The organism is Ruegeria sp. AK11 (genome assembly GCF_056541095.1).
Window position 1 is genome coordinate 66,070 of record NZ_JBQFXU010000004.1, and the last position, 23,400, is coordinate 89,469.

General features: G+C 58.9%; 21 protein-coding genes. 12 read left to right on the forward strand and 9 right to left on the reverse strand.

Translation table 11 applies throughout. The features are described 5' to 3' along the window. Window position 1: 1 nt before the first annotated feature. Entirely contained in the window at window positions 2-628 is a 627-nt protein-coding gene (locus ACR0D9_RS12020) for an arylesterase (protein ID WP_480483262.1), read from the reverse strand. Between the two features lie 65 nt (window positions 629-693). On the opposite strand from ACR0D9_RS12020, the gene ACR0D9_RS12025 reads away from it, so the two are divergent. Further along, window positions 694-1,389 (forward strand): ABC transporter ATP-binding protein, encoded by a 696-nt coding sequence (locus ACR0D9_RS12025; protein WP_480506777.1) that lies wholly within the window; start codon window positions 694-696, stop codon window positions 1,387-1,389. Further along, a complete protein-coding gene (locus tag ACR0D9_RS12030) occupies window positions 1,386-3,914 on the forward strand; it encodes an ABC transporter permease (RefSeq protein WP_480538947.1) in 2,529 nt (842 codons plus the stop codon). Before ACR0D9_RS12025 ends, ACR0D9_RS12030 begins: the two co-directional genes overlap by 4 nt. 2 nt (window positions 3,915-3,916) lie before the next feature. Here ACR0D9_RS12030 and ACR0D9_RS12035 read toward each other — a convergent pair whose 3' ends face one another. After that, window positions 3,917-4,363, reverse strand: a complete 447-nt coding sequence (locus tag ACR0D9_RS12035; protein WP_209598591.1) for an RrF2 family transcriptional regulator — start codon at window positions 4,361-4,363, stop codon at window positions 3,917-3,919. 93 nt (window positions 4,364-4,456) lie between these two features. Here ACR0D9_RS12035 and ACR0D9_RS12040 point away from each other — a divergent pair, with 93 nt between their 5' ends. After that, window positions 4,457-5,026, forward strand: a complete 570-nt coding sequence (locus ACR0D9_RS12040; RefSeq protein WP_480538949.1) for a gamma-glutamylcyclotransferase family protein — start codon at window positions 4,457-4,459, stop codon at window positions 5,024-5,026. A 48-nt stretch (window positions 5,027-5,074) separates the two neighbouring features. On the opposite strand, the gene gltX is transcribed toward ACR0D9_RS12040, so the two are convergent. Next, window positions 5,075-6,400 (reverse strand): glutamate--tRNA ligase, encoded by a 1,326-nt coding sequence (gene gltX / locus ACR0D9_RS12045; RefSeq protein WP_480538951.1) that lies wholly within the window; start codon window positions 6,398-6,400, stop codon window positions 5,075-5,077. 75 nt (window positions 6,401-6,475) lie between these two features. Continuing rightward, window positions 6,476-6,910 (reverse strand): DUF1801 domain-containing protein, encoded by a 435-nt coding sequence (locus tag ACR0D9_RS12050; protein ID WP_480483253.1) that lies wholly within the window; start codon window positions 6,908-6,910, stop codon window positions 6,476-6,478. Window positions 6,911-7,026: 116 nt separating this feature from the next. On the opposite strand from ACR0D9_RS12050, the gene ACR0D9_RS12055 reads away from it, so the two are divergent. After that, window positions 7,027-7,959, forward strand: a complete 933-nt coding sequence (locus ACR0D9_RS12055) for an MBL fold metallo-hydrolase (RefSeq protein WP_480483251.1) — start codon at window positions 7,027-7,029, stop codon at window positions 7,957-7,959. A 4-nt stretch (window positions 7,960-7,963) separates the two neighbouring features. On the opposite strand, the gene ACR0D9_RS12060 is transcribed toward ACR0D9_RS12055, so the two are convergent. From ACR0D9_RS12060 to ACR0D9_RS12070, 3 genes are all read right to left on the reverse strand, one after another. Continuing rightward, window positions 7,964-9,295 (reverse strand): NAD(P)/FAD-dependent oxidoreductase, encoded by a 1,332-nt coding sequence (locus ACR0D9_RS12060; protein WP_480538953.1) that lies wholly within the window; start codon window positions 9,293-9,295, stop codon window positions 7,964-7,966. 136 nt (window positions 9,296-9,431) lie between these two features. After that, complete coding sequence (locus tag ACR0D9_RS12065) at window positions 9,432-9,656, reverse strand: hypothetical protein (RefSeq protein ID WP_245220582.1); 225 nt, start codon at window positions 9,654-9,656, stop codon at window positions 9,432-9,434. A gap of 308 nt (window positions 9,657-9,964) precedes the next feature. Then, a complete protein-coding gene (locus ACR0D9_RS12070; RefSeq protein ID WP_480483248.1) occupies window positions 9,965-11,623 on the reverse strand; it encodes an NAD+ synthase in 1,659 nt (552 codons plus the stop codon). A gap of 153 nt (window positions 11,624-11,776) precedes the next feature. Here ACR0D9_RS12070 and ACR0D9_RS12075 point away from each other — a divergent pair, with 153 nt between their 5' ends. Beyond that, a complete protein-coding gene (locus ACR0D9_RS12075; RefSeq protein WP_480538955.1) occupies window positions 11,777-13,258 on the forward strand; it encodes an MORN repeat-containing protein in 1,482 nt (493 codons plus the stop codon). 4 nt (window positions 13,259-13,262) lie between these two features. Here the strand turns inward: ACR0D9_RS12075 and ACR0D9_RS12080 are convergent, their stop codons facing one another. After that, window positions 13,263-13,928, reverse strand: a complete 666-nt coding sequence (locus ACR0D9_RS12080) for an SDR family NAD(P)-dependent oxidoreductase (protein ID WP_480486711.1) — start codon at window positions 13,926-13,928, stop codon at window positions 13,263-13,265. A gap of 290 nt (window positions 13,929-14,218) precedes the next feature. On the opposite strand from ACR0D9_RS12080, the gene ACR0D9_RS12085 reads away from it, so the two are divergent. Then, complete coding sequence (locus tag ACR0D9_RS12085) at window positions 14,219-15,787, forward strand: 2-isopropylmalate synthase (RefSeq protein WP_480538957.1); 1,569 nt, start codon at window positions 14,219-14,221, stop codon at window positions 15,785-15,787. A gap of 105 nt (window positions 15,788-15,892) precedes the next feature. Here the strand turns inward: ACR0D9_RS12085 and ACR0D9_RS12090 are convergent, their stop codons facing one another. After that, window positions 15,893-16,678: a 23S rRNA (adenine(2030)-N(6))-methyltransferase RlmJ gene (locus ACR0D9_RS12090; RefSeq protein WP_480486707.1), complete on the reverse strand. Its 786-nt coding sequence runs from the start codon at window positions 16,676-16,678 to the stop codon at window positions 15,893-15,895. Between the two features lie 155 nt (window positions 16,679-16,833). Here ACR0D9_RS12090 and ACR0D9_RS12095 point away from each other — a divergent pair, with 155 nt between their 5' ends. The 6 genes from ACR0D9_RS12095 to ACR0D9_RS12120 are packed head-to-tail and all read left to right on the forward strand — an operon-like array spanning window position 16,834 to window position 23,400. Then, window positions 16,834-17,880, forward strand: coding sequence for a rod shape-determining protein (locus tag ACR0D9_RS12095; RefSeq protein WP_039523195.1), 1,047 nt, complete (start codon window positions 16,834-16,836; stop codon window positions 17,878-17,880). Window positions 17,881-17,938: 58 nt separating this feature from the next. Continuing rightward, complete coding sequence (mreC, locus tag ACR0D9_RS12100; RefSeq protein WP_209506411.1) at window positions 17,939-18,841, forward strand: rod shape-determining protein MreC; 903 nt, start codon at window positions 17,939-17,941, stop codon at window positions 18,839-18,841. After that, a complete protein-coding gene (locus ACR0D9_RS12105; RefSeq protein ID WP_480483238.1) occupies window positions 18,834-19,370 on the forward strand; it encodes a rod shape-determining protein MreD in 537 nt (178 codons plus the stop codon). Before mreC ends, ACR0D9_RS12105 begins: the two co-directional genes overlap by 8 nt. Further along, a complete protein-coding gene (gene mrdA, locus ACR0D9_RS12110; RefSeq protein ID WP_480483236.1) occupies window positions 19,367-21,316 on the forward strand; it encodes a penicillin-binding protein 2 in 1,950 nt (649 codons plus the stop codon). The genes ACR0D9_RS12105 and mrdA overlap by 4 nt, the downstream gene beginning before the upstream one ends. Further along, window positions 21,313-22,452 carry a rod shape-determining protein RodA gene (gene rodA / locus ACR0D9_RS12115; RefSeq protein ID WP_209506418.1) on the forward strand — a complete coding sequence of 380 codons (1,140 nt, stop codon included), beginning with the start codon at window positions 21,313-21,315 and terminating at the stop codon, window positions 22,450-22,452. Before mrdA ends, rodA begins: the two co-directional genes overlap by 4 nt. A 15-nt stretch (window positions 22,453-22,467) precedes the next feature. Further along, window positions 22,468-23,400, forward strand: coding sequence for a 2-hydroxyacid dehydrogenase (locus ACR0D9_RS12120; protein WP_480483233.1), 933 nt, complete (start codon window positions 22,468-22,470; stop codon window positions 23,398-23,400).

Here is a 23,400-nt window from a genome sequence, read left to right on the forward strand (position 1 = left end):
GCTAACCTTCCCCGCCCGCCTGCGTCACGAGTTGCAGCACGGACGGACCCATTGCGTCGACGATCTTCGCCACCCCTGCCGCATTTGGATGAATGCCGTCCGATTGCATGAAGTGCGATACGGCCGCGGGGTCGCCCTCCGCTGCAAGCCCCTCGAAGAAACTGCTGAAAAACAGGACTTCAAACTCCTGCGCCAGCGCAGGGTACATGCCATCGAATGCCCGCTTGTATTCAGCACCGTAGTTGCCCGGCGCCTGCATTCCGATCAACAAGACAGGAACCTTCGCATCGCGTGCAACCTCAAGGATCTTGCGCAGATTGGCTTGCGAAACAGCAGGATCGATCCCGCGCAACACGTCATTCCCGCCTAAGGCAACGATCATTCCGTCCACATCCGGTGTCAGGGTCCATTGCACCCGTGCGGCACCACCCGCCGTTGTATCGCCCGAGACACCGGCGTTGATAACCCGGACATCTGCGCCCTGCGCCTGCAACCAACGGTCAAGCTGGGGAACAAACCCGTTCTCCTCCACCAGCCCGTAGCCTTGCGTCAGCGAATCCCCAAGGGCTGCAATCGCCACCTGTTCGGCTGTGGCCGCAAAACCGCAGAAAACAAATGGACTTGCCATCAAAACCTTGCGCAATACGGTGATCACTCCATATCCCAAAAACCGCTCCTTTATCGGGAAGACCCATGACGCCTGCTGTTCTCGCTCTTCAGAATGCCGCTTTATCGCTGGATGGCAATGCCGGGCGGGTCGATATTTTGCATGACATTACGTTGACCGTGAACAGGGGGGAAACGCTGGGGCTGATCGGGCCATCGGGGTCGGGAAAATCGTCGCTGTTGATGCTGATGGGTGGGTTGGAACAGGCAACAAGCGGTCAAATCTTGGCCTTGGATCAGAATTTGACAAGCATGGACGAGGACGCCCTGGCGCGGTTTCGGCGCGACAACATGGGCGTGGTGTTTCAGAATTTCCACCTGATCCCAACGATGACCGCGTTGGAAAACGTGGCGACACCGCTGGAACTGGCAGGGCACAAAGATGCGTTTCACCGGGCCGAAACTGAACTGAATGCCGTGGGGTTATCGCATCGCCGCGATCATTACCCAGCACAGTTGTCGGGTGGCGAGCAGCAACGAGTTGCCCTGGCGCGCGCATCGGCACCACGCCCCAAGATCTTGCTGGCGGATGAACCGACCGGGAATCTGGACGAAACAAACGGTGCCGCGATTGTCGATCTGCTGTTCGGGCTTCGGCGCAAATATGATGCGACGCTGGTTCTTGTAACGCACAGCCGTTCGCTGGCTGAACGATGTGACCGTGTGATCCGGCTGCGCGACGGCAGGATTGCCGACGAGACCCGGCAGGAGGCCGCAGAATGAGCCTTCGGCTCGCCGCGCGGCTGGCCCGTCGAGAGCTGCGCGGGGGCCTGCGCGGGTTTCGCATCTTTCTGGCTTGTCTGGCCTTGGGCGTCGCGGCCATCGCAGCCGTCGGATCGGTGCGTCAGGCGATTCAGACCGGGCTGACCCGCGAAGGGGCATCACTGTTGGGCGGCGATGCCGAGCTTGAGTTCACTTATCGTTTTGCCACTGAGGCCGAGCGCCTCTGGATGCAACAGGCATCCGAGCAGGTGTCTGAGATTGTCGATTTCCGCTCGATGGCGGTTGTACCCCGCGACACCGGGCCGGAGCGTGCTCTGACCCAGGTCAAGTCCGTGGATAAGGCTTATCCGCTGGTCGGATCGGTCAAGCTGGAGCCGGGCATCACGCTGGACGACGCCCTGAACGGCAGGTCCGGATTACCCGGTGCCGTTATGGAACCCGTTCTGATCGACCGGCTTGGTTTGTCGGTCGGTGATCACTTCGCGCTAGGCACGCAAGAGTTCATTCTGATGGCCGCACTTCGGAATGAACCCGACAGCGCCGCGGCTGGTTTTGCCTTGGGGCCTCGTACAATGGTGCGTACCGAAGCGTTGCAGGCATCTGGCCTGCTGGAGCCCGGAACGCTTTTTTCGACCAGGTACCGGCTGACCTTGCCCCAAGACGCGAACCTGTCGGAGGTGGCCGCACGTGCCAGCGCGGCGCTTGAAGGCTCGGGGATGCGCTGGAGCGACGCGCGTAACGGCGCGCCGGGCATATCGGAATTCGTCAACCGCCTGAGTGCCTTTCTGGTCCTTGTCGGGTTGTCGGGGCTTGCCGTCGGTGGCATCGGTGTGTCCGCCGCCGTGCGGGCCTATCTGAGCCAGAAAACAGAAACCATTGCGACATTGCGGACATTGGGGGCGGATCGCGCTACCATTTTTCAAACTTACCTGATTCAGATCGGAATGCTGTCCCTGACCGGCATTGTAATTGGGCTGGTGCTGGGCGGGGTGGCTCCGCTTTTGCTGGCGCCGCTGCTGGAATACCGGTTGCCGGTTCCGGCGGTGTTCTCGCTCTATCCGCAACCACTGATCGAGGCCGCACTTTATGGCTTGCTGACAGCGTTTCTGTTCACGCTCTGGCCGCTGGCCAGAACCGAAGATGTGCGCGCCGCAACCCTGTTTCGCGATGCGCTGAGCGCAGCTCGTCCCATCCCACGCGCGGTTTACGTCGTGGCAACCGGGATTGGATTGGCGTCCCTGATCGCGATTGCGTCCTGGTTCAGCGGATCAACTCGCCTAACCCTGTGGACCAGTGGCGGACTAGCGGGCGCACTGATCCTGCTGGCGCTCGCCGCCTATGCCATTCGCAAACTGGCACGGGCCGGAACACCTTTGGCGCGGGGCCGCCCTGCCCTGCGATGGGCCTTGTCCGCCATCTCTGATCCGCGTGAAGGCGCGGGGTCGGTGGTTTTGTCGCTTGGCCTGGGTTTGTCAGTGCTGGCGGCGGTTGGGCAGATTGACGGAACGCTGCGCAATGCGATCTCCGGCAATCTGCCGGAAGTGGCGCCTTCATACTTCTTTGTCGATATTCAAAAAGACCAGATGCCCGGTTTTACCGAACGGCTGCAAACCGATCCTGCTGTCAGCCGCATTGAAAGCGCACCAATGCTGCGAGGGATCATCACTCAGATAAACGGCCGCCCCGCGCGCGAGGCAGCCGGAGATCATTGGGTACTGGAGGGAGATCGCGGCGTCACCTATTCAGCCCGACCCCCGGCAAATGCACGGGTGACAGCGGGGGAATGGTGGGCCGAGGATTATTCTGGCGCACCACAGATCAGCTTTGCAGCCGAAGAAGCCGAAGAGATGGGTCTGAAACTCGGCGATCAGATAACTGTCAACATCCTGGGGCGGGATATCACCGCAGAGCTGACCTCAACCCGAGAGGTGGATTTTTCCACAGCGGGTATGGGTTTTGTCATGTCGATGAACCCGTCGGCGCTGGCGGGCGCACCACATAGCTTTATTGCGACGGTATATGCAGAAGAACAGGCCGAGGCCGCTATTCTGCGAGATCTTGCGGGCCAGTTCCCCAACATCACGGCCATCCGTGTGCGCGACGCCATTGACCGTGTTTCGGGCCTATTGGCAGGGATCGCCGCTGCTACCTCGTATGGCGCGGGCGTGTCTTTGTTGACCGGATTTCTGGTTCTGATCGGTGCGGCAGCCGCCGGTGAACCCGCTCGCAGATACGAGGCGGCAATCCTCAAGACGCTGGGGGCTGACCGTGGCCGCATCCTGCGCAGTTTTGGACTGCGCTCGGTCCTGCTGGGTGCCGCGGCGGGTTGCGTCGCCTTGCTGGTTGGCATCCTGGGCGGCTGGGCTGTGGCCACCTATATCTTCGACACAGGTTTTACCGTGATCTGGTCTTCGGCCATTGGCATTGTTCTGGCCGGTGTCGGCGTCACGCTCTGCGCAGGATTTGCCTTCGCACTGCGCCCTCTCTCTGCCCGGCCAGCCCGAATTTTGCGGGCCAGCGACTAAGATCAGCGTATGCAGGCCACGGGCTGCAACAGCTTCAGCAACGGGTCGTTGTCACAAACCAGCGCATCCAACGACACTTCGTCCAGAGATGCATAAAAAACTTCCGCCGCATCCTGCAACGCCAGCCGCAGCCTACAGGCATCGGTCAAAGGACAGGTGTTATCCGCATCCGCAAAACACTCGGCGATGGGCAAGGCCCCTTCTACGTGCCTGAACACCGCGCCGATCCGGATTTGGCTTGCTGGACGTGCCAACGACATACCGCCGTTGCGGCCGCGCTGAGTGCTCAGGTAATTCAACTGGCTTAACTGGTTGATCACCTGAGCCAGATGGTTTTCCGAGATGTTGCAGACTTCGGCAATCTCGGCTTTGGTGACCAGCCGGTCCGGGTGTGCAGCACAATACATCAACAGGCGCACAGCGATATTCGTCCGTTTGGTAATCCGCATGAGGGCCTCCCTGAAAACAAGATGAAGCCTTATTGCATGTCGCGGAAAAAAGCGGTTTGACATACATCAATCGATCAAAAGGAAGCCGTTCCAATGGCCGACCCGTATTTCTTTGGTTATGGAAGCCTTGTGAACCTCGCCACCCATGATTTTCCCGACCCCCGCCCGGCAAAGCTTAAGGGTTGGAAACGTGCATGGCGACACACTGATCTGCGCCCGGTCGCGTTCCTGACGGCTGTCCCGGACCCGGAGTCTGAGATCGAAGGCATGATCGCGCATGTCCCCAAGAACGACTGGGCTGCGCTGGATGAACGGGAATGGGCCTATGACCGAATTCCGGCAACCCGGTCGGTTTCACATCCGCTGACACATGAAGTTGAAATTGCGGTCTACGCCGTCCCGCAAGGTCGGCACAACAAGCCCAGCAACCGCCATCCCTTGTTGCTCAGTTATATCGACGTTGTCGTGCAAGGCTATCTACGGGCATTTGGAGAGGAAGGGGCAGACCGGTTCTTCGCAACAACCAGCGGCTGGGATGCCCCGATCCTGAACGACCGGGCCGAGCCCCGTTACCCACGACATCAACAACTGAAACCAGCCGAACGTGACTTCGTTGATGATCGACTGATCAGATTGTCGGCCCGGATTGAACAGCCGGAATAAATATGGGCCGCGCCTGTGCACGACCCTTTTTGCTGGAATAGTATCGATTTACCCGCGCGCGCGGATCACCTGCAACAGTGGCAGCAACGCAGCCATTTCAGGGCCACGCTCGGCACCGGTCAACGCCTTGCGCAGCGGCATGAACAGACCTTTCCCCTTGCGCCCTGTTGCCTCTTTCACGGCATTGGTCCAGGCTCCCCAGGTGTCGCCATCAAACGGGCCTTCGGGCAGCAGCGACATGGCTTTAGCGATGAATTCGCGATCTTCTTCCGCAACCAACGGCTCGGCACCATCACGGCAAAGGTCCCACCACCCTTTAAGGTCGGCTAAAGTGGTAATGTTTTCCCGCGCCATGGCCCAGAACGGCTCGGCTAACTCAGCAGGCACCCCGGCATCCGCGACAGCATCGGCTACATTCGCCAGCGGCAGAGATTGCAGGTGTTTGGCGGTCAGCGGGAACAGGTCCTGCACGTCGAACTTGGTCGGCGCGGCACCAAACCGGCTCACGTCAAAGCCGTCGATCAACTCGGCCATTTCCGAGCGCAGTTCGACCGGATCGGACGAACCCAGACGCGCCATAAGGCTCAGCAGTGCCATCGGTTGCACGCCCTGTTCGCGCAGATCGCGCAGGGCCAGCGTACCCAGGCGTTTCGACAGAGCTTCGCCCTGCGGGCCGGTCAGCAGCGAGTGATGCGCAAAGCGCGGGCAATCCCCACCCAGTGCCTTGATGATCTGAATCTGGGTCGCAGTGTTTGTCACGTGGTCCGAGCCGCGCACGACATCAGTCACGCCCATTTCGGTGTCATCCACCACCGACGCAATCGTATAAAGTACCTGTCCATCACCACGGATCAGCACCGGATCAGAGACCGAGGCCGCATCGATCGAAATGTCGCCCAGAATTCCGTCGGTCCACTCGATCCGTTCGTGATCCAGCTTGAAACGCCAGACACCGTTGCCACGTTCCGCGCGCAAGGCATCCTTCTCGGCATCCGACAGGTTCAGCGCGGCGCGGCCATAAACCGGCGGCTTGCCCATGTTCAGCTGTTTCTTGCGCTTCAGGTCCAGCTCGGTCGGCGTCTCAAACGCTTCATAGAACCGCCCCATCGCGCGCAACTTGTCAGCCGCTTCGGCGTAGCGGTCCAAACGCTCGGATTGACGCTCGACACGATCCCAGTGCAAACCCAGCCATTCAAGATCCTGTTTGATGGCATCGACATATTCCTCTTTCGAGCGTTCGGGGTCGGTGTCATCGATGCGCAGGATGAACGTACCGCCCGCCTTGCGGGCGATCAGATAGTTCATCAGGGCGGTGCGCAGGTTGCCCACATGGATGTAACCGGTGGGCGACGGGGCGAAACGGGTGGTTGTCATGGGTGTCTCCTGTTGGCGCGGCTCTTGTCACATGGGCGCGTTTTTGTCCAGCCGCCGCTTGATCCCTCAGGTGATTCAACGCGGTTCCACGGGCCATATCCTGCCAAGGTCGTCCAACCCGGCGCGGATGAGTTCCGACAGAACCTGCATGTCGATATCCGCCAGCGTGTTCACATACAGGCAGGACTTTCCCAGCTTGTGCTTGCCCAACCGGGCAAGAATGCCGCCAAAATCCGCGTAACCCGGCATGATATAGATCACCAGCGCCGACTTGCGCGGGGAAAATCCGGTTGCAAGAAATTCGCCCTCCCGGCCCGAGGCGTAGCGATAGTGATAACGGCCATACCCTATCATCGACGGGCCCCACATGACCGGATCAAACCCGGTGGTGGCCCGAAACAGTTCATCCAGAGCGCGCGCCTCCTCGGCCCGACGTTCTGATTGGACCGAATTAAGGAAATCTTCTACGCTTTGATCCGTTGGAACGGTTTTGTTCTGCGATCGCGACATGAACAAAAATTAACACGTATTGTTCATCCATGCACCCTACGTGGATGTCGTAACATCTGGTCAGAATCTCACAACGTTCTAGTTTTTCTAAAGGTGTTCTGACAGGGAGAACGATAATGACAATCAAACTTACGCGCCGTGCCGCCTTGGGAACTGCTGCCGCCTTGCCGTTTGCCACGGCAGCAGCGCCGGTTTTGGCCGCAGGCTCTGACGCCAAGGCCAACTCGACCATCGCCAAATCCTTCAAGGTCGGCGACTTTACCGTCACGACCCTGCTGGATGGCAGCCTGCCGCGCGACGGCGCCAAGGATATCTTTGGCGGTGGCGCGTCTGATGAAGACTTCGCAAAGGTTTCGGCAGAGAACTTTATTCCCGCCGACACCGCCCAGTTCTTCTTCACCCCCTCACTGGTCAACACCGGATCGGAACTGGTGTTGTTCGACACCGGTCTGGGGCAGGGTGGCATTCAGGCCGCTTTGGCCGATGCAGGTGTCAGCCCGGATCAGATCGACGTTGTCGTGCTGACCCATATGCATCCAGACCATATTGGCGGCATGACAACGGATGGCGCACCGACCTTTTCCAACGCACGCTATGTGACCTCGGCAACGGAATACGATTTCTGGTCCGCGCAAGAGGCCGGAAACAATGTCGGTGATCTTGTGGCCGCAAAAGTCACGCCGCTGGCCGAGAAGATGAGCTTTATCGGTGATGGAGAGCAAGTGGCGTCGGGCATAACTGCGGTTGCGGCCCACGGCCATACTCCGGGCCATACGGTCTATCATCTGGAGAGCAACGGACAGCGCCTTCTGCTGACAGCGGATTTGGCCAACCATTACGTGTGGTCCTTTGCCCATCCGGAATGGGAGGTTCGGTTTGACATGGACAAGGCCGCCGCGACAGCCGCGCGCCGTAATGTTCTTGGCATGCTGGCAGCCGACAAGGTGCCGATGGTCGGCTATCACATGCCCTTCCCTGCCGCGGGCTTTGTCGAGACACGAGGCGAGGGCTTCCGCTTTGTTCCGGTCAGCTATCAGATGATGGGCTAAGCCCCTAGTAACCCGGATCCGGTCGCACCTTTGAGCCGTCGGTGAACCGAGACAGGCGGAACGCGGTCGGATCCACACAAGGGGTTGAATCAGTGACAAGGTCAGCCGTCAGGCGGCCGGCGCCGGGCCCGATGCCAAAGCCGTGGCCGGAAAAGCCCGTGGCGATATACATACCCGGCATGTCATCCACGCCCGAGATTACGGGAATGGCGTCGGGGGTAACATCAATCATACCCGCCCAACTTTGGACGATTTCACTGTCCTGCAAGGCAGGGAACCCTTTTCGTGCACTGGCCCAGGCTTGTCGCAAAAACTTCTGCGAAGGTTCAGGATCCAAAACCCGGCACAGCTCGAACGGGGTCACGTCGGTCGGCAACCATTTTCTGTTCTGACGGGCCTCGATAGCCCACTGTTTTGACCAGCGAAAACGCAGGGATTTCCATTCCTGCGCAAAGGCAAAACGAAACTGCAACCCCAGCCGGAAACTGTCTGGCACGATATCGACCGTGTTCTGATGTCCCGACGCGATGGTGTGCCCGCCATCTGCGCGCTTTCGGATCGCAAAATCATCCGACCATAGCGCAGTTTCGGGCCCATCTTTCACCGGAGAGGTCCGCAGAACTGTGTTCAGAACCTTAAGCTGCGGCAGGTTGATACCTGCATTACCCGCAAACAGACGCGACCACGCACCCCCCGCCAAAACCACGCGCCCGCAGGCGACCTTGCCGCGTTCGGTGAATACACCAGCAATACGCCCATCCTGAATGTCCACACTTCGCACAGCGCAGCCTGTCATGATCACAGCACCTAGACGACGTGCGGCTTCGGCAATGGCCGGGGCGGCCCATTGCGGTTCAGCCCGCCCGTCCTGCGGCATGTACAGAGCAGATGTCAGGCCGGTTTCGTGCCCGTGCAACAACTCTGCCAACTCGCGTCCCGACACCATTTTTGCCCCGGCCTGCAATCCTTCCACATGGCACATCCAACGCTTCAGGTTGACTTCTCCCCGCTTGCCGGACGCGCCGAAAAGAATGCCGGATTGCGCATAGCCGGTATTGCCATCCAGGCGGGCATCAAGGGTCTGCCAGATCCGCAACGCCTCTTGCATCAGGGGAATTTCGCGGGGGTCACGCATGCCCAAACGCACCCACCCCCAATTGCGCGAGCTTTGTTCAGCTGCAATCTGCCCCTTTTCGCACAAAAGGACGGAAGCGCCGCGTTCAGCCAGTTCCAGCGCGGTTGAAACGCCGATTATGCCGCCGCCAACAACGACAACATCAACAGATTTGGGAAGGGCAAGATCGGATTCTACGGGGTTCGGTTTTGGTGCCGTCATAAATACGCAATACTCTGTCGCCTGAACCTGTATGGGGACCAAGACCCAGAAGTTTGGCAACACGAATTGTCACAACGTCGGCACTATTTTTACGCCTGTGGCCCAGACGCCAATGGCAACGAAAATCCTCAGCACATCACGCTGCGCCGGACAGTTCCGCCCATTTCTGACGCAGCTTCGCGGTCAATCCGGTGTCTTTTTGCACGGTCTGCGCGGTTACGTCCTTCTGCGGCAACAAGCTTGGAAACTCAGCCCGAAGCGACGCCGCTGCCTGTTCGTCGGACAGCCGCTGTTCATTCAGGACACCGGCAATCGCCGCTTCCAGCTTTTCCTCATCCAGCTCCTGCGGCGGAGATTCCATCGTCCGCCGTTTCAAAAGAGCATGATGCGATCCTTGATATTCCTCATACATGTCAAAACCAAACCATTTACTCAGACATCCAACCCCGGATGCGTCACACTTCATCAAAATCAACTCGCGACTTTGAGAATTGCGTCGCACCCGCCCCACATAGGGCAATTTTCAAGCTAAAATGTGGCAGAAAGTTGTCACTGCGACAAGTCAGAGGCCGGTTTTCGCGCCCGTGGCAGGCCCATAACGAGAAATTGGAAAACAATCAAAGGGAGGGAAACTTTACTGTTTCCAAGTCAGCGCACGAATTGCGGCAATCAGGGGCGATCACGCCAGCGATTCACAATCGGATACCGCCGGTCCAGCCAGAACGCGCGGTTGCTCAGGCGCGTACCGGGGGCGGACTGAAACCGTTTATACTCGCTGATATAGACCAGATGTTCGACCCGCTGCGCATCTGCTTCGTTGTACCCGGCGGCGACGCAATCCGCGATCGATCCGTCCTGATCGACCAGGATCTCAAGTATTCCGTCCAGCACCGGGTAATCCGGCAGGCTGTCGCTGTCTTTCTGATCTTCGCGCAGTTCCGCACTGGGCGGTTTGTCGATGACAGAGGGACGGATCACTTCGCCTGCAGGGCCCATCATCCAGTCTCGGTGATTGGCATTGCGCCAGCGGCAGGTTTCGAACACACGGGTCTTGTACAGATCCTTGATTGGATTATAGCCGCCGTTCATGTCGCCATAGATCGTGGCATAGCCCACGGCGACCTCGGATTTGTTGCCGGTGGTCAACAGCATTTCGCCGAACTTGTTCGAGATCGCCATCAACAGCAACCCGCGCAGGCGGGATTGAATGTTTTCTTCGGTCAACCCTTCATCCAGCCCTGCAAACAGCGGTGCCAAAGTGCTGGTGACGGCTGCGCGGCTGTCCGAGATCGGCACGTAGTCATAATGCACGCCCAGCGCTTTGGCGACCGCCTCGGCATCGTCAAGCGAGGCCTGGCTGGTGTATTCCGACGGCAGCATCACGCAGCGGACATTTTCGGCCCCGATGGCATCGACCGCAATGGTCGCAACCAGCGCGGAATCGACCCCGCCGGACAAGCCCAGCAGCGCCTTCTTGAAACCGGTTTTTCCCATATAGTCGCGAAGGGACTGCACCATTGCGCGATAATCCTGCTCCCACTCATCCGGTTGAGGCACGATTTCACCTGATGCGATCCGCCAGCCGTCTTCGCCGCGCTCAAGATCGACTTGCGAGAGCAGTTCGTCAAAAACAGGCATCCGGAACGCCAGTTCCCCGCCCGGGTTCAGGCCAAAGCTGGCACCGTCAAAGACCTGATCATCCTGCCCGCCAACCATATTCAAGTAGATCAGCGGCAAGCCGGTTTCGACCACGCGCGCGACCATATGGTTCAGTCGCACATCGTATTTATCCCGGAAATAAGGCGACCCGTTGGGGATCAACAAAAACTCGGCCCCGGTTTCCTCCAGCGTTTCTGCCACGTCCGGGTGCCAGCTGTCTTCGCAGATCGGGCTGCCAATCCGGAAATTCCCTACCGAATACGGCCCACCCAATGGACCCGCATCATACAAGCGCACTTCGTCGAACACCGTCTCATTCGGCAAGTGGTGCTTCAGAACCTTGCTGGTGATCCGGCCACCCTTCAGGATCAGGTAGGCGTTGTACAGCTTTCCATCGTCGACCCAGGGACCACCAATGGCGATTGCAGGACCTTCAGCGCATTTTGCGGCCAGCGCTTCGACCGCAGCCATGGCTGCGCGGTGGAATACCGGTTTGAGAACCAGATCCTGCGTGTTGTAGCCGGTGATGAACATCTCGGGGAAGGCCACCAGATCCGCGCCCGCTGCCTTGCCTTGCTCCCATGCCGCAACGGCCTTGGCCGCGTTGCCTTCGATATCGCCAACGGTCGGGTTCAGTTGCGCCAGAGTGATGCGGAAACGGTCGGCCATGCTGCCCTCTTGCCTCGTAAGTCCTATTGCCATTTAGCAGATCACCGCGCGAGTAAAAGACCAATGCGGCAAAAGCCGTTGCTCTGCCCGCAACGGTACCTTAGTTTTGCGAAAGAGATATCACCAGCGACGACCGGGCAGACAGGACCAGAAATGAACGTGATCCGAAACTCAATTTTGGCGGCGGGGATGAGCCTGACAGCGGCCACTGCTTTCGCGCAGGACGGGACCGTCATCGTCAAGGATGATGAAGTTGGCGGTGTCTATGAAGGCACTTATGAGAACGGGTTGCGGCACGGGACAGGAACGTATCGGCTGCCGAACGGATTTGAATACACCGGGCAATGGGTAGAAGGCGAAATTCAGGGTCAGGGTACCACACACTACCCCGACGGGTCAGTCTACGAAGGCATGTTCGCCAAGGGTCAGCCCGAAGGGCGCGGCAAGATCATCTATGCCAATGGCAGCAGCTACGAGGGCGATTGGTCCAACGGGTCAATCAACGGCACCGGCATCGCTGAATTCGCGAACGGCACGCGCTATGAGGGTAAATTCAGGAACGCCCAGCGACATGGCAAAGGCGTGCTGAGTTTTCCCGACGGATACATCTATGATGGCGACTGGGTCGACGGTGAACGGCAGGGCAAAGCAAAGATCACATATGCCGACGGCAGCGTTTACGACGGCGACGTCAACGCAGGTTTGCGCGATGGCACCGGCACACAGACAATGCCAGACGGGATGGTGTATTCAGGGGATTGGTCCGGGGACCAGATCACCGGGATGGGTAACCTGACCTACTCCAACGGTGACGTATACGAAGGCGAGCTTCTAGAAGGGCGCCGTCACGGCAAGGGCAAAGTGACCCACGCCCAAGGGGATGTGTACGAAGGCGATTTTGTCGACGACCGCCGCCACGGCAAAGGAACGTTCACCGGAACAGACGGCTTTGTGTATACCGGCGACTGGAACGCCGGGCAGATTGAAGGCCTTGGCGAAGTGACCTATCCGGATGGCTCTGTCTATGTCGGCGATTTCGTTGCCGATCTGGCCGAAGGAAACGGCAGCATCACCTATCCGGACGGATCGACCTATGAAGGCGAATGGATCGCGGGTGTTATCGAGGGTCAGGGCACGGCCACCTATACCAATGGTATGATCTACAAAGGCCAGTTCAAGAACGCGCAAAGCCACGGCAAGGGTGTGGTTACGCGCGCAGATGGCTCGGTATATGACGGCGACTGGGTTGAAGGCGTGCGTCAGGGCAAAGGCAAGGCGACCTATTCCGATGGCACGGTCTACACCGGTGATTTCCTGAACGGAAAACGGCACGGCAAAGGGGAAATCATAACCCCTGCCGGGTTCAAGTATACGGGCGACTGGTCGGACGGAAAAATCAACGGCGTGGGTACCGCCACCTACTCGAACGGGGATGTGTATGAGGGCAGCTTTGTCGACAACAAACGGCAGGGCAGTGGGACGATGCGCTATGCCAACGGCCAGGAGGAAAGCGGTGTCTGGGAAAACGGCGTGTTGCCAGATCAGACCTCGGACCAGCAGAGCGACGCTGACACCCCTGCCCCGCAACCCAACCCTGATGCAAATACAGAGGCAACCGGAACCTCGGACGGGTGAAGGCTCACCACGGGACCGGCTTACCGGCCCAATCATAGAACCCGCCGGTACCAGCGAGCGTTAACCCGCGTATCACGTTCAACAGGTTATCGGCGGCTGCTTCAGGTTCGACGGCAGGATGACGACCCAGGTATTTGTTCGTGAACTCTGTTTTTACTGTGCCGGGGTGAAGGGCGACGCAAATCGCCTGTTTATGTGTTCGGGCCAATTCAATCGCGGCAGTACGGACGACCTGATTGACCGCTGCCTTGGCCGCACGGTAGCTGATCCAGCCGCCTGTTCGATTATCCCCGATTGATCCCAACCGCGCCGACAGCACCGCGAATACAGATCGTCTATGTCGCGGCAACAGATGATACGCGCGGCTTAGCACCAATGCCGGACCAACGGCATTCAACGCAAACTGATCCATCATGGCACTGGCTGAAATCGCCCGAAGGGTTTTTTCCGGCACAGCGCCGTTTATCTCCAAGGCGCCCGAAGCCACCAGAATCAGATCAAACTGACCTGGTAGGTTATCAAGCTTCAGCATCACCCCGTCCGGATCGGTCATGTCAAAGCCTTCTTCCGACCGGGACAAACGCGTGACCGAAACGCCCTGCTCAACCAGCCGTCTGGTAACGGCTGCGCCAATCCCGCCAGAAGCGCCAATTATCAATGCAGTTTCCATCCGTGATCAGCTAGCGGCGCAGTGCGAACAATCAAGGTGGTCTAAACACGGGCAGTTGCCAGAAGTTCGCGTATTGCAAATTGGTTCTTTTCATTCCCGGCGGGCTCTGTATAACCTCAATCCCATGATCAACCGCGCAGATATCCCTTGTGTCGACACCGCCCTTCGCGGTGCGTCGCTGCGTGGCCTACTGATCCTAATCCGCCTCTGAGCGTGCCATCCGGCGCGCCCGCTCAGAGGAGGACGCCCGCGCGCCATAGGCTTTAGGACAGAAGAAGAAAGAGAACCCCATGACCAACGTGACCGACCAAGACCGCGTCTTGATCTTCGATACCACTTTGCGCGACGGCGAGCAGAGCCCTGGCGCCACCATGACCCATGATGAAAAGCTGGAAATTGCCGAGCTGTTGGACGACATGGGCGTCGACATCATCGAAGCCGGTTTTCCGATCGCATCCGAAGGTGACTTCAAAGCGGTATCCGAGATCGCGCAGCGGTCAAAGAACAGCCGTATCTGCGGTCTGGCCCGCGCAAATTTTGCCGATATCGACCGCTGCTGGGAGGCGGTAAAACACGCCGAGAATAACCGCATTCACACGTTCATCGGCACTTCACCCCTGCATCGCGCCATTCCGAACCTGACGATGGACGAGATGGCCGACAAGATCCACGAAACGGTCAGCCACGCGCGCAACCTGTGCGAAAACGTGCAGTGGTCTCCGATGGACGCGACCCGAACCGAATGGGATTACCTGTGCCGGGTGATCGAGATCGCAATTAAGGCCGGGGCAACCACGATCAACATCCCGGATACGGTGGGCTATACCGCTCCGGTGGAAAGCGCGGACCTGATCAAGCGTCTGATCGAAACGGTGCCGGGGGCGGATGACGTGGTCTTTGCCACCCATTGCCACAATGACCTTGGCATGGCGACCGCGAACTCGCTGGCCGCTGTGGCAGGTGGTGCCCGCCAGATTGAATGCACCATCAACGGTCTGGGCGAACGCGCTGGCAACACGGCGCTGGAAGAAGTTGTCATGGCACTGCGCACGCGCAACGATATCATGCCGTGGCACACTGGCATCGACACCACCAAGATCATGCACATCTCGCGTCGGGTTGCGACGGTCTCGGGCTTTCCGGTGCAGTTCAACAAGGCAATTGTCGGCAAGAACGCTTTTGCCCATGAAAGTGGCATCCATCAGGACGGGATGCTGAAAAACCGCGAAAACTTTGAAATCATGCGTCCTGAGGACATTGGTCTTTCGGGAACATCCTTGCCGCTTGGCAAACATTCGGGCCGCGCAGCCTTGCGCGACAAGCTCGAAACGCTGGGGTTTGAGGTGGGCGACAACCAGCTCAAGGATATCTTTGTCCGGTTCAAGGATCTGGCAGATCGCAAGAAAGAGGTGTTCGACGACGATCTCATTGCACTGATGACGCTGGACGAGGCTGACGACCACCTGCAACTGGTTTCGATGAAGGTGACTTGCGGCACGGGTGGTCAGGCGGAATCGACGGTCGAGCTGGAGGTTGAAGGCGTGGACAAAACCGCCACTGAACATGGCGACGGCCCTGTGGATGCGACCTTTAAGGCGATCCGTGCGATTTATCCCAACACAGCACGGCTTCAGCTTTATCAGGTTCATGCTGTGACCGAAGGCACGGACGCGCAGGCAACGGTTTCCGTTCGCCTGGAAGAGGATGGAATGATCGCAACCGGCCAGTCGGCAAACACCGACACAGTCGTGGCGTCAGCTAAGGCTTATATCCACGCTCTCAACCGCCTGATTGTGCGCCGTGAAAAAGCTGGACCAGGCGCGGATGCGCGCGAGATCAGCTATAAAGACCTGACGTGATTGCATAAATCATCCGGGCAACCGCAAGTTTGGTTGCCCGGAAAATCCAACACGACCCACGGTGATGGATTGGGTGCTTTATCCCGACCAGCGTCTCGTCTGCTGCTAAAGCTGCGCGAAAAGCTTGGAAAGGCGGTTCATTTCGTCGCCGATACAGAACGGCGCGTTCACAACAAACATACCTGACCCAATCATCCGGTGCCCCTCACGCGCAGGCGGGAATGTCACTTCGTGGCAAATTGCTTTGGGGTAGTTTCGCGATTTGAGAGCCGCAGTCATCCCAGCATGTCGATTGTCCGTCAGGATCGGGTACCAAAGGGCAATCACGCCCACATTCCACTTGCGGTGCAGCTTGGCGATAATGCCGGGCAAGCGGTCATAATCGGCTTTCACCTCGTAACTGGGGTCAATCAGCATCATGCCCCGGCGCGGAGCTGGAGGCAGCAAGGACTGCGCCAGATCGAACCCATCCTGCTGATAGACTTTCGCCCCAAACGGCGACATCGCCAACGACAGGGCCGCAAATTCCTGTGGGTGCAGTTCCGCGAGGTGCAAACTGTCCTGTTCCCGCAACATAGTCGCAGCAATCATCGGCGATCCTGGATAGGCCATGTCGCCGTACCGGGCCTCTACCTGCTTCAGGACCTGCGCCATCGGGTGGTCGGGCCCGAACCACCCTTCCCGCTGTGCGCGACCGATCCCTGCCTCTGCCTCTCCTGTCCGAATGGATTCGTCTGCATCCAACCGATACAACCCACGCCCGGAATGCGTTTCGATATAGCTGAGCGGCTTGTCCTTGCGTGTCAGATAATCCAGCACCCACGCCAGTAAAGCGTGCTTTTGGACATCCGCCAGATTCCCGGCGTGGTAAATGTGTTGATAAGAGAGCATTTTGCCTTCTAAAGTCCCATTCAATAAGGCGGAAAGGTGCTGATTGTCGCGGAATCAGCCCTTTTACCGGGCGTGATGGCACCCTATAAGTCATCCGTCCCGGAACCGTCGAGTCGCGGGCAGTAGAAAACCGACATTACAGGATCAGGGAAAACATGGGGATCTTTGGCAATCTGGGCGGCCTGTTCACAGCGGACATGGCTATCGACCTTGGAACAGCAAACACGCTGGTTTACGTCAAGGGGCGCGGTGTCATCCTGTCTGAACCTTCGGTTGTGGCCTACCACGTCAAGGACGGTGTGAAGAAAGTTCTGGCAGTTGGCGAAGATGCCAAGCTGATGCTGGGTCGGACGCCCGGTTCGATCGAAGCCATCCGCCCCATGCGCGAAGGTGTGATCGCGGATTTTGATACTGCCGAAGAAATGATCAAGCACTTCATCCGCAAGGTGCACAAACGCTCGACCTTCTCGAAACCCAAGATCATTGTCTGCGTTCCTCATGGCGCAACCCCGGTCGAAAAACGTGCAATTCGGCAGTCGGTCCTGTCAGCAGGTGCCCGTCGCGCGGGCCTGATTGCCGAACCGATTGCGGCCGCAATCGGGGCCGGCATGCCGATCACCGACCCGACCGGCAACATGGTTGTTGATATTGGCGGGGGCACTACCGAGGTTGCTGTTCTGTCGTTGGGAGACATTGTCTATGCCCGTTCGGTCCGCGTTGGTGGTGACCGGATGGACGAGGCCATCATTTCCTACCTGCGTCGCCAGCAGAACCTGCTGGTAGGTGAATCCACGGCTGAACGCATCAAGACAACCATTGGTACCGCCCGCATGCCCGACGACGGGCGCGGTCAGTCGATGCATATCCGGGGGCGTGATCTGTTGAACGGCGTGCCCAAGGAAATCGAGATCAGCCAGGCCCAGGTGGCCGAAGCGCTGTCAGAGCCCGTGCAACAGATCTGCGAGGCGGTTATGACCGCGCTTGAGACAACGCCCCCCGATTTGGCTGCGGACATTGTCGACCGTGGTGTGATGCTGACCGGCGGCGGCGCGCTGCTGGGCGATTTGGACCTGGCCCTACGCGAACAGACCGGCCTGGCGGTATCCATTGCGGACGAAAGCCTGAATTGTGTGGCTTTGGGCACCGGCAAAGCACTGGAATATGAAAAACAGCTGCGCCACGCGATTGACTACGAAAGCTAAGGCGCGCACCCTCGGAAGATAGGGTTATATCGGCGCGAGCAGCACGGGAAGGTAACCTGTGGCAAAAGACCGATCACAGCGCGATGAGTACACGACCCCCCTGCGACGTTTGTTGCTGGGGATTGTTGTGCTGTGCCTGCTTGGTATCTTCCTTCTGTGGCGCATCGACAGCCCGCGCGTAGAACGGTTCCGCGCGCGAATCGTGGATACGGTTGTACCATCTATGGAATGGGCCATGGTCCCGGTGACTGCCGCCGTCAATCTGGTGCGTGACTTCCAAAGCTATCAGCGCCTGAGCGAGCAGAACAGGGAACTGCGTAGCGAACTGCGCCTGATGCGCGCCTGGAAAGAGGCTGCTTTGCAGCTTGAACAGGAAAACGCACGACTGCTGGATCTGAACAATGTCCGCCTTGACCCTCGTCTGACCTACATCACCGGCGTTGTCATGGCCGACAGCGGGTCGCCATTCCGGCAATCCGTTCTGCTGAATGTCGGAGAGCGTGACGGGATCGTGGATGGATGGGCCACGATGGACGGCATTGGCCTGGTCGGCAGGATATCAGGTGTTGGCCCTGACACGGCACGCGTGATCCTTGTGACGGACGCCACCAGCGCCATTCCCGCAACCATTCAGCCTTCTGGCCAAACCGCTTTGATCAAAGGCGACAACAACCCCGCACCCGCGGTGGAGTTTCTTGAAAACCGCGAGTTGGTTCGCCCCGGCGACCGGGTGATCACTTCGGGTGATGGCGGCGTTTTTCCTGCGGGCCTGCTGATCGGTCAAATCGCGGCAGATCCCGGGGGGCGCCTGAGGGTCCGCTTGTCGGCAGATTTCGAAAGGCTCGAATTTCTTAGGGTTCTGCGGTTTCACTCGGCTCCGCCCATTCAGGATCCGGGCAGTATCGTCGGGCCTACCCGCCCAGAGGCAGCGCTGACCCCGGATGAGGTCAGCGATGGATAGACCGGCCTCGCAAATCTGGGCCATGCGCAGCCTTTATGCCTTGCTGGCATTTGCTGTACTGTTTCTGCATCTGTTGCCGTTGGACGCTCAACCCGATCGCTGGCCTTTTCCTGACGTCCTGATTGCCCTGACTTTTGCCTGGGTGCTGCGGCGGCCCGATTACGTCCCGACTGTATTGGTTGCGCTTGTCATGCTGATGGCCGACTTTCTACTGCAACGTCCACCGGGCCTTTTGGCCGCGCTGACCGTAGTCGGGTCGGCCTATTTGCGGTCAGCGGCGTTGGGTATGAGGGATGCGGGATTTGCCGGAGAATGGATGTCTGTCGGCATTGTGATCACGGCGGTCATTTTGATGAACAGGGTCGTACTATCGGTGATGTCCGTGCAACAGGCCGCATTGGGGCCGGTCGTGATTCAGCTTGTGCTGACGGTCGCTGTCTACCCGTTGGTCGTGCTGCTTAGCCAAAGCGCGTTGGGGGTTCGCCGCATATCCGCTGCTGATGTCAGCGCTGTGGGAAGCCGGGCATGAAACAGCGTAAACCCAAATCCCAGGGCCTTGCCTATAAGCGCCTGCCACGCAGAGCGCTGTTGCTGGGTGGTCTACAGGCGGTGTTCATAGGCGGTCTGGCGGCACGAATGCGGTTCATGCAGGTCGAACAGGCCGACGAATACCGCCTGTTGGCCGAAGAAAACCGTATCAACATCCGGCTTATCCCGCCGACCCGTGGGCGTATCTATGACCGGAACGGCCAGATCATCGGCCAGAACTCACCTTCCTATCGCATCGTCATCGTGCGTGAAGACGCCGATGACGTGGAAAAAGTCATCGCCAAACTGTCGGAACTGATCCCTCTGAACGAAGATGAGATCGAGCGCGCCAGGACTGAAATGCGCCGCTCGGCTCCGTTTCTGCCGGTGACGCTGGCGGATCAGGTTACGTGGGAGGATATCTCGAAGGTTGCGGTCAATGCTCCGGCGCTGCCGGGCGTAACGCCCGAGGTCGGCCTGACACGGCAATACCCACGATACGAGGATTTCGCACATATCGTCGGCTATGTTGGCCCGGTCAGCGACTATGACCTCAGCAAGATAGAAGACCCTGAGCCGGTATTGCGCATTCCAAGGTTCCAGATTGGAAAGGTTGGCCTTGAGGCCAAGCAGGAAATCGAACTGCGCGGCAAGGCCGGTGCAAAGCGGGTCGAGGTCAACGCGACGGGCCGCGTCATGCGCGAGCTTGACCGGCAGGAAGGACAACCCGGCGCAGACCTGCAACTGTCCATCGACGCTGATCTGCAACAATATGCACAGGCGCGACTGGCAGGCGAAAGTGCAGCCGCAGTTGTCATAGACTGCGAGACCGGTGACTTGCGTGCGGTCGCCTCGGCACCCAGTTTTGATCCGAACCTGTTTGTACGTGGCATTTCGGTCGCCGATTACCGGGCATTGACAGAAGACAAGTACCGCCCTCTGGCGAATAAATCCGTGCAAGGAACTTATCCTCCGGGATCGACCTTCAAGATGGTCACCGCGCTGGCCGCGTTGGAAGCTGGCGTAGTCTCTCCCGGCAACACCGTGTACTGCCCCGGACACCTGAAGGTCGGCAGCCGTCGCTTCCATTGCTGGAAGCGTGGTGGGCACGGGACGGTTGACCTCAACCTCTCGCTGAAACGCAGCTGCGATGTCTATTACTATGACGTGGCTCTGCGGGTTGGCATCGACAAGATCTCCGACATGGCCCGCACTTTGGGACTGGGCGTCAAGCATGACATCCCGATGTCGGCGGTGGCGGATGGGCTGGCCCCCAATCAGGAATGGAAGCAGCGCGCGCACGGTCAGGAGTGGCTTGTGGGCGATACGGCAAACGCGTCCATCGGCCAGGGATTCATGCTGGCTTCACCGCTGCAGCTTTCTGTGATGGCCGCCCGCATCGCCACCGGTCGCGCGGTCACGCCGCGCCTGGTGCGCTCGATCGACGGTGTTGAACAACCCTCGGGCGCCGGAGAACCACTGGGCCTTAATTCTTACAATCTGGAACAGGTCCGCAAGGCCATGTTCTCGGTCTCGAATGACAGGCGGGGAACGGCATATCGAAGCCGCATCATCGCGGATGAGTTCCGGATGGCGGGGAAAACCGGAACCAGCCAGGTTCGAAACATCACCAAAGCAGAACGGGCCGCAGGCGTGATCCGAAACGAGGACTTGCCGTGGGAGCGTCGCGACCACGCGCTGTTCGTTTGCTTTGCACCGTATGACAACCCAAAATACGCCGTGGCCGTGGTTGTTGAGCATGGCGGCGGCGGGTCCACAGCCGCAGCCCCGGTTGCACGCGACATCATGCTGCAAGCTCTTTATGACGGCACACCGCCGCTTGAAGCCTACCCCGTCGCCGACCGCGAACGCATCAAGGAACAGCAAAAACGGCTGGAGGGTGACAAGCGCCCCAAGGCGCGACCGGATGAAAAGGACCGTGCATGAGCTATCTTGAATATGCCGTCAAGTCCACGCCGTCGGGGTTTCGCAAGTTTCTGTATATGAACTGGCCGCTGACATTGCTGTTGATCAGCACCGCCAGCGCGGGCTTTTTGATGCTGTATTCTGTTGCGGGCGGTTCGTGGACGCCCTGGGCCGAGCCGCAAATGGAACGTTTCGGGCTTGGCCTGACAGTGATGTTCATCATCGCACTGGTTCCGATCTGGTTTTGGCGCAACATGTCGGTGCTGGCCTATCTCGGCTCGGTGGCATTGCTGGTATTTGTTGAACTGTTCGGCACCATCGGCATGGGTGCGCAGCGCTGGATCGACCTTGGGTTCATGCGCCTGCAACCCTCGGAGGTCATGAAAGTCACGCTGGTCATGTTGCTTGCCGCTTATTACGACTGGCTTCCTTCGCACAAAACGTCTCGTCCGCTTTGGGTTCTTATCCCGGTTGTCCTGATCATCCTGCCTACTTTGCTGGTTCTGAAACAGCCCGATCTTGGCACATCCATCCTGCTTCTCGCCGCAGGAGGTGGGTTGATGTTTCTGGCAGGGGTTCACTGGGCCTATTTTGCCGCCGTTATTGCTGCTGTCGTGGGCCTGATCGCCGCTGTGTTCAACAGCCGGGGGACCGACTGGCAATTGTTGAAGGACTATCAGTTTCGGCGCATCGACACCTTTCTGGACCCGTCCACCGACCCATTGGGGGCCGGATACCACATTACCCAGTCCAAGATTGCCTTGGGGTCCGGGGGATGGAACGGGCGTGGTTTCATGCAAGGCACGCAGTCCCGCCTGAACTTCCTGCCCGAGAAGCATACTGATTTCATTTTCACGACGTTGGCCGAAGAGTTCGGATTTGTCGGGGGAACGACCCTGTTGACCCTTTATGCCTTGATTCTGGTTTTCTGCATGGTCACGGCCCTGGCAACCAAGGACCGGTTTTCATCTCTGGTCACGCTGGGTATCGCGCTGAACTTCTTCCTGTTTTTTGCCGTCAACATGTCGATGGTGATGGGCATGGCCCCGGTCGTGGGTGTACCACTGCCAATGGTCAGCTATGGTGGCTCGGCCATGCTGGTTCTGATGGCGGCCTTTGGCATCGTCCAAAGCGCCCATATTCACCGCCCCCGTTGATCTGAAAGGGCTCTGATGTCTGTGAACGTCCTGTTTTCCGCGCGCCCTGCCCTTTGGCCGGTGTATCAGCCGCTGCTGACACAATATCTTGATGAGGCGGGACTGGACGTCCAGCTAGGAACCGAGTTCGAACCGGATCAGGTCGATTACGTTGTTTACGCCCCAAACGGAGGGGTACAGGATTTCAGACCTTTCACGCGCCTGAAAGCGGTGCTGAGCCTTTGGGCCGGTGTCGAAAAAATCGTGGGTAACGAAACACTGACCGTTCCATTGGCGCGGATGGTGGATCACGGCCTGACGCAAGGCATGATCGAGTGGGTGGTTGGCCACGTTCTGCGCTACCATCTGGGGATGGACCGGCACATCACGGTACAGGACGGTGTCTGGACCCCAGATATCCCACCGCTGGCCCAAGAGCGCAACGTTTGTATTCTGGGGCTTGGAGCATTGGGCGAAGCCGTGGCCCGCGCGCTGACCGCGCTTGAGTTTCGGGTCTTAGGCTGGAGCCGTACAGCCAAGAACATCCCCGGCGTAACCTGCCTGCATGGTGCCGAAGGGCTGCGCCAGGCGCTTTCTCATGCCGAAATCGTAGTCTTGTTGCTGCCTGACACACCTGCCACTGAAAACGCGCTGAATGCGGAAACGCTGGCCCTGCTTCCCAAAGGTGCGCGTATCATCAACCCGGGACGCGGGCCGCTGATTGATGATGATGCGCTATTGGATGCCCTGAACTCGGGCCAGGTGGGCCACGCAACGCTGGATGTGTTCCGTGTCGAGCCCTTGCCCACCGATCACCCCTATTGGGCGCATCCGAATGTCACCGTGACCCCGCATATCGCGTCCGAGACCCGCCCGATCACTGCCGCACAGGTCATTTGCGAAAACATCCGGCGCGGGGAATCCGGCGAGCCCTTTGTGCACCTTGTCGACCGCACGCTGGGCTACTGA

Coding starts and splice junctions, on each gene's coding strand:
- ACR0D9_RS12065 (WP_245220582.1), bottom strand. CDS start 9,656: ATGGAATCTCCGCCGCAGGAGCTGGATGAGGAAAAGCTGGAAGCGGCG.
- ACR0D9_RS12085 (WP_480538957.1), top strand. CDS start 14,219: ATGACCAACGTGACCGACCAAGACCGCGTCTTGATCTTCGATACCACT.
- ACR0D9_RS12075 (WP_480538955.1), top strand. CDS start 11,777: ATGAACGTGATCCGAAACTCAATTTTGGCGGCGGGGATGAGCCTGACA.
- ACR0D9_RS12040 (WP_480538949.1), top strand. CDS start 4,457: ATGGCCGACCCGTATTTCTTTGGTTATGGAAGCCTTGTGAACCTCGCC.
- ACR0D9_RS12090 (WP_480486707.1), bottom strand. CDS start 16,678: ATGCTCTCTTATCAACACATTTACCACGCCGGGAATCTGGCGGATGTC.
- ACR0D9_RS12030 (WP_480538947.1), top strand. CDS start 1,386: ATGAGCCTTCGGCTCGCCGCGCGGCTGGCCCGTCGAGAGCTGCGCGGG.
- ACR0D9_RS12060 (WP_480538953.1), bottom strand. CDS start 9,295: ATGACGGCACCAAAACCGAACCCCGTAGAATCCGATCTTGCCCTTCCC.
- ACR0D9_RS12020 (WP_480483262.1), bottom strand. CDS start 628: ATGGCAAGTCCATTTGTTTTCTGCGGTTTTGCGGCCACAGCCGAACAG.
- ACR0D9_RS12025 (WP_480506777.1), top strand. CDS start 694: ATGACGCCTGCTGTTCTCGCTCTTCAGAATGCCGCTTTATCGCTGGAT.
- ACR0D9_RS12035 (WP_209598591.1), bottom strand. CDS start 4,363: ATGCGGATTACCAAACGGACGAATATCGCTGTGCGCCTGTTGATGTAT.
- gltX (WP_480538951.1), bottom strand. CDS start 6,400: ATGACAACCACCCGTTTCGCCCCGTCGCCCACCGGTTACATCCATGTG.
- ACR0D9_RS12070 (WP_480483248.1), bottom strand. CDS start 11,623: ATGGCCGACCGTTTCCGCATCACTCTGGCGCAACTGAACCCGACCGTT.
- rodA (WP_209506418.1), top strand. CDS start 21,313: ATGAGCTATCTTGAATATGCCGTCAAGTCCACGCCGTCGGGGTTTCGC.
- ACR0D9_RS12095 (WP_039523195.1), top strand. CDS start 16,834: ATGGGGATCTTTGGCAATCTGGGCGGCCTGTTCACAGCGGACATGGCT.
- ACR0D9_RS12120 (WP_480483233.1), top strand. CDS start 22,468: ATGTCTGTGAACGTCCTGTTTTCCGCGCGCCCTGCCCTTTGGCCGGTG.
- ACR0D9_RS12105 (WP_480483238.1), top strand. CDS start 18,834: ATGGATAGACCGGCCTCGCAAATCTGGGCCATGCGCAGCCTTTATGCC.
- ACR0D9_RS12050 (WP_480483253.1), bottom strand. CDS start 6,910: ATGTCGCGATCGCAGAACAAAACCGTTCCAACGGATCAAAGCGTAGAA.
- ACR0D9_RS12080 (WP_480486711.1), bottom strand. CDS start 13,928: ATGGAAACTGCATTGATAATTGGCGCTTCTGGCGGGATTGGCGCAGCC.
- ACR0D9_RS12055 (WP_480483251.1), top strand. CDS start 7,027: ATGACAATCAAACTTACGCGCCGTGCCGCCTTGGGAACTGCTGCCGCC.
- mrdA (WP_480483236.1), top strand. CDS start 19,367: ATGAAACAGCGTAAACCCAAATCCCAGGGCCTTGCCTATAAGCGCCTG.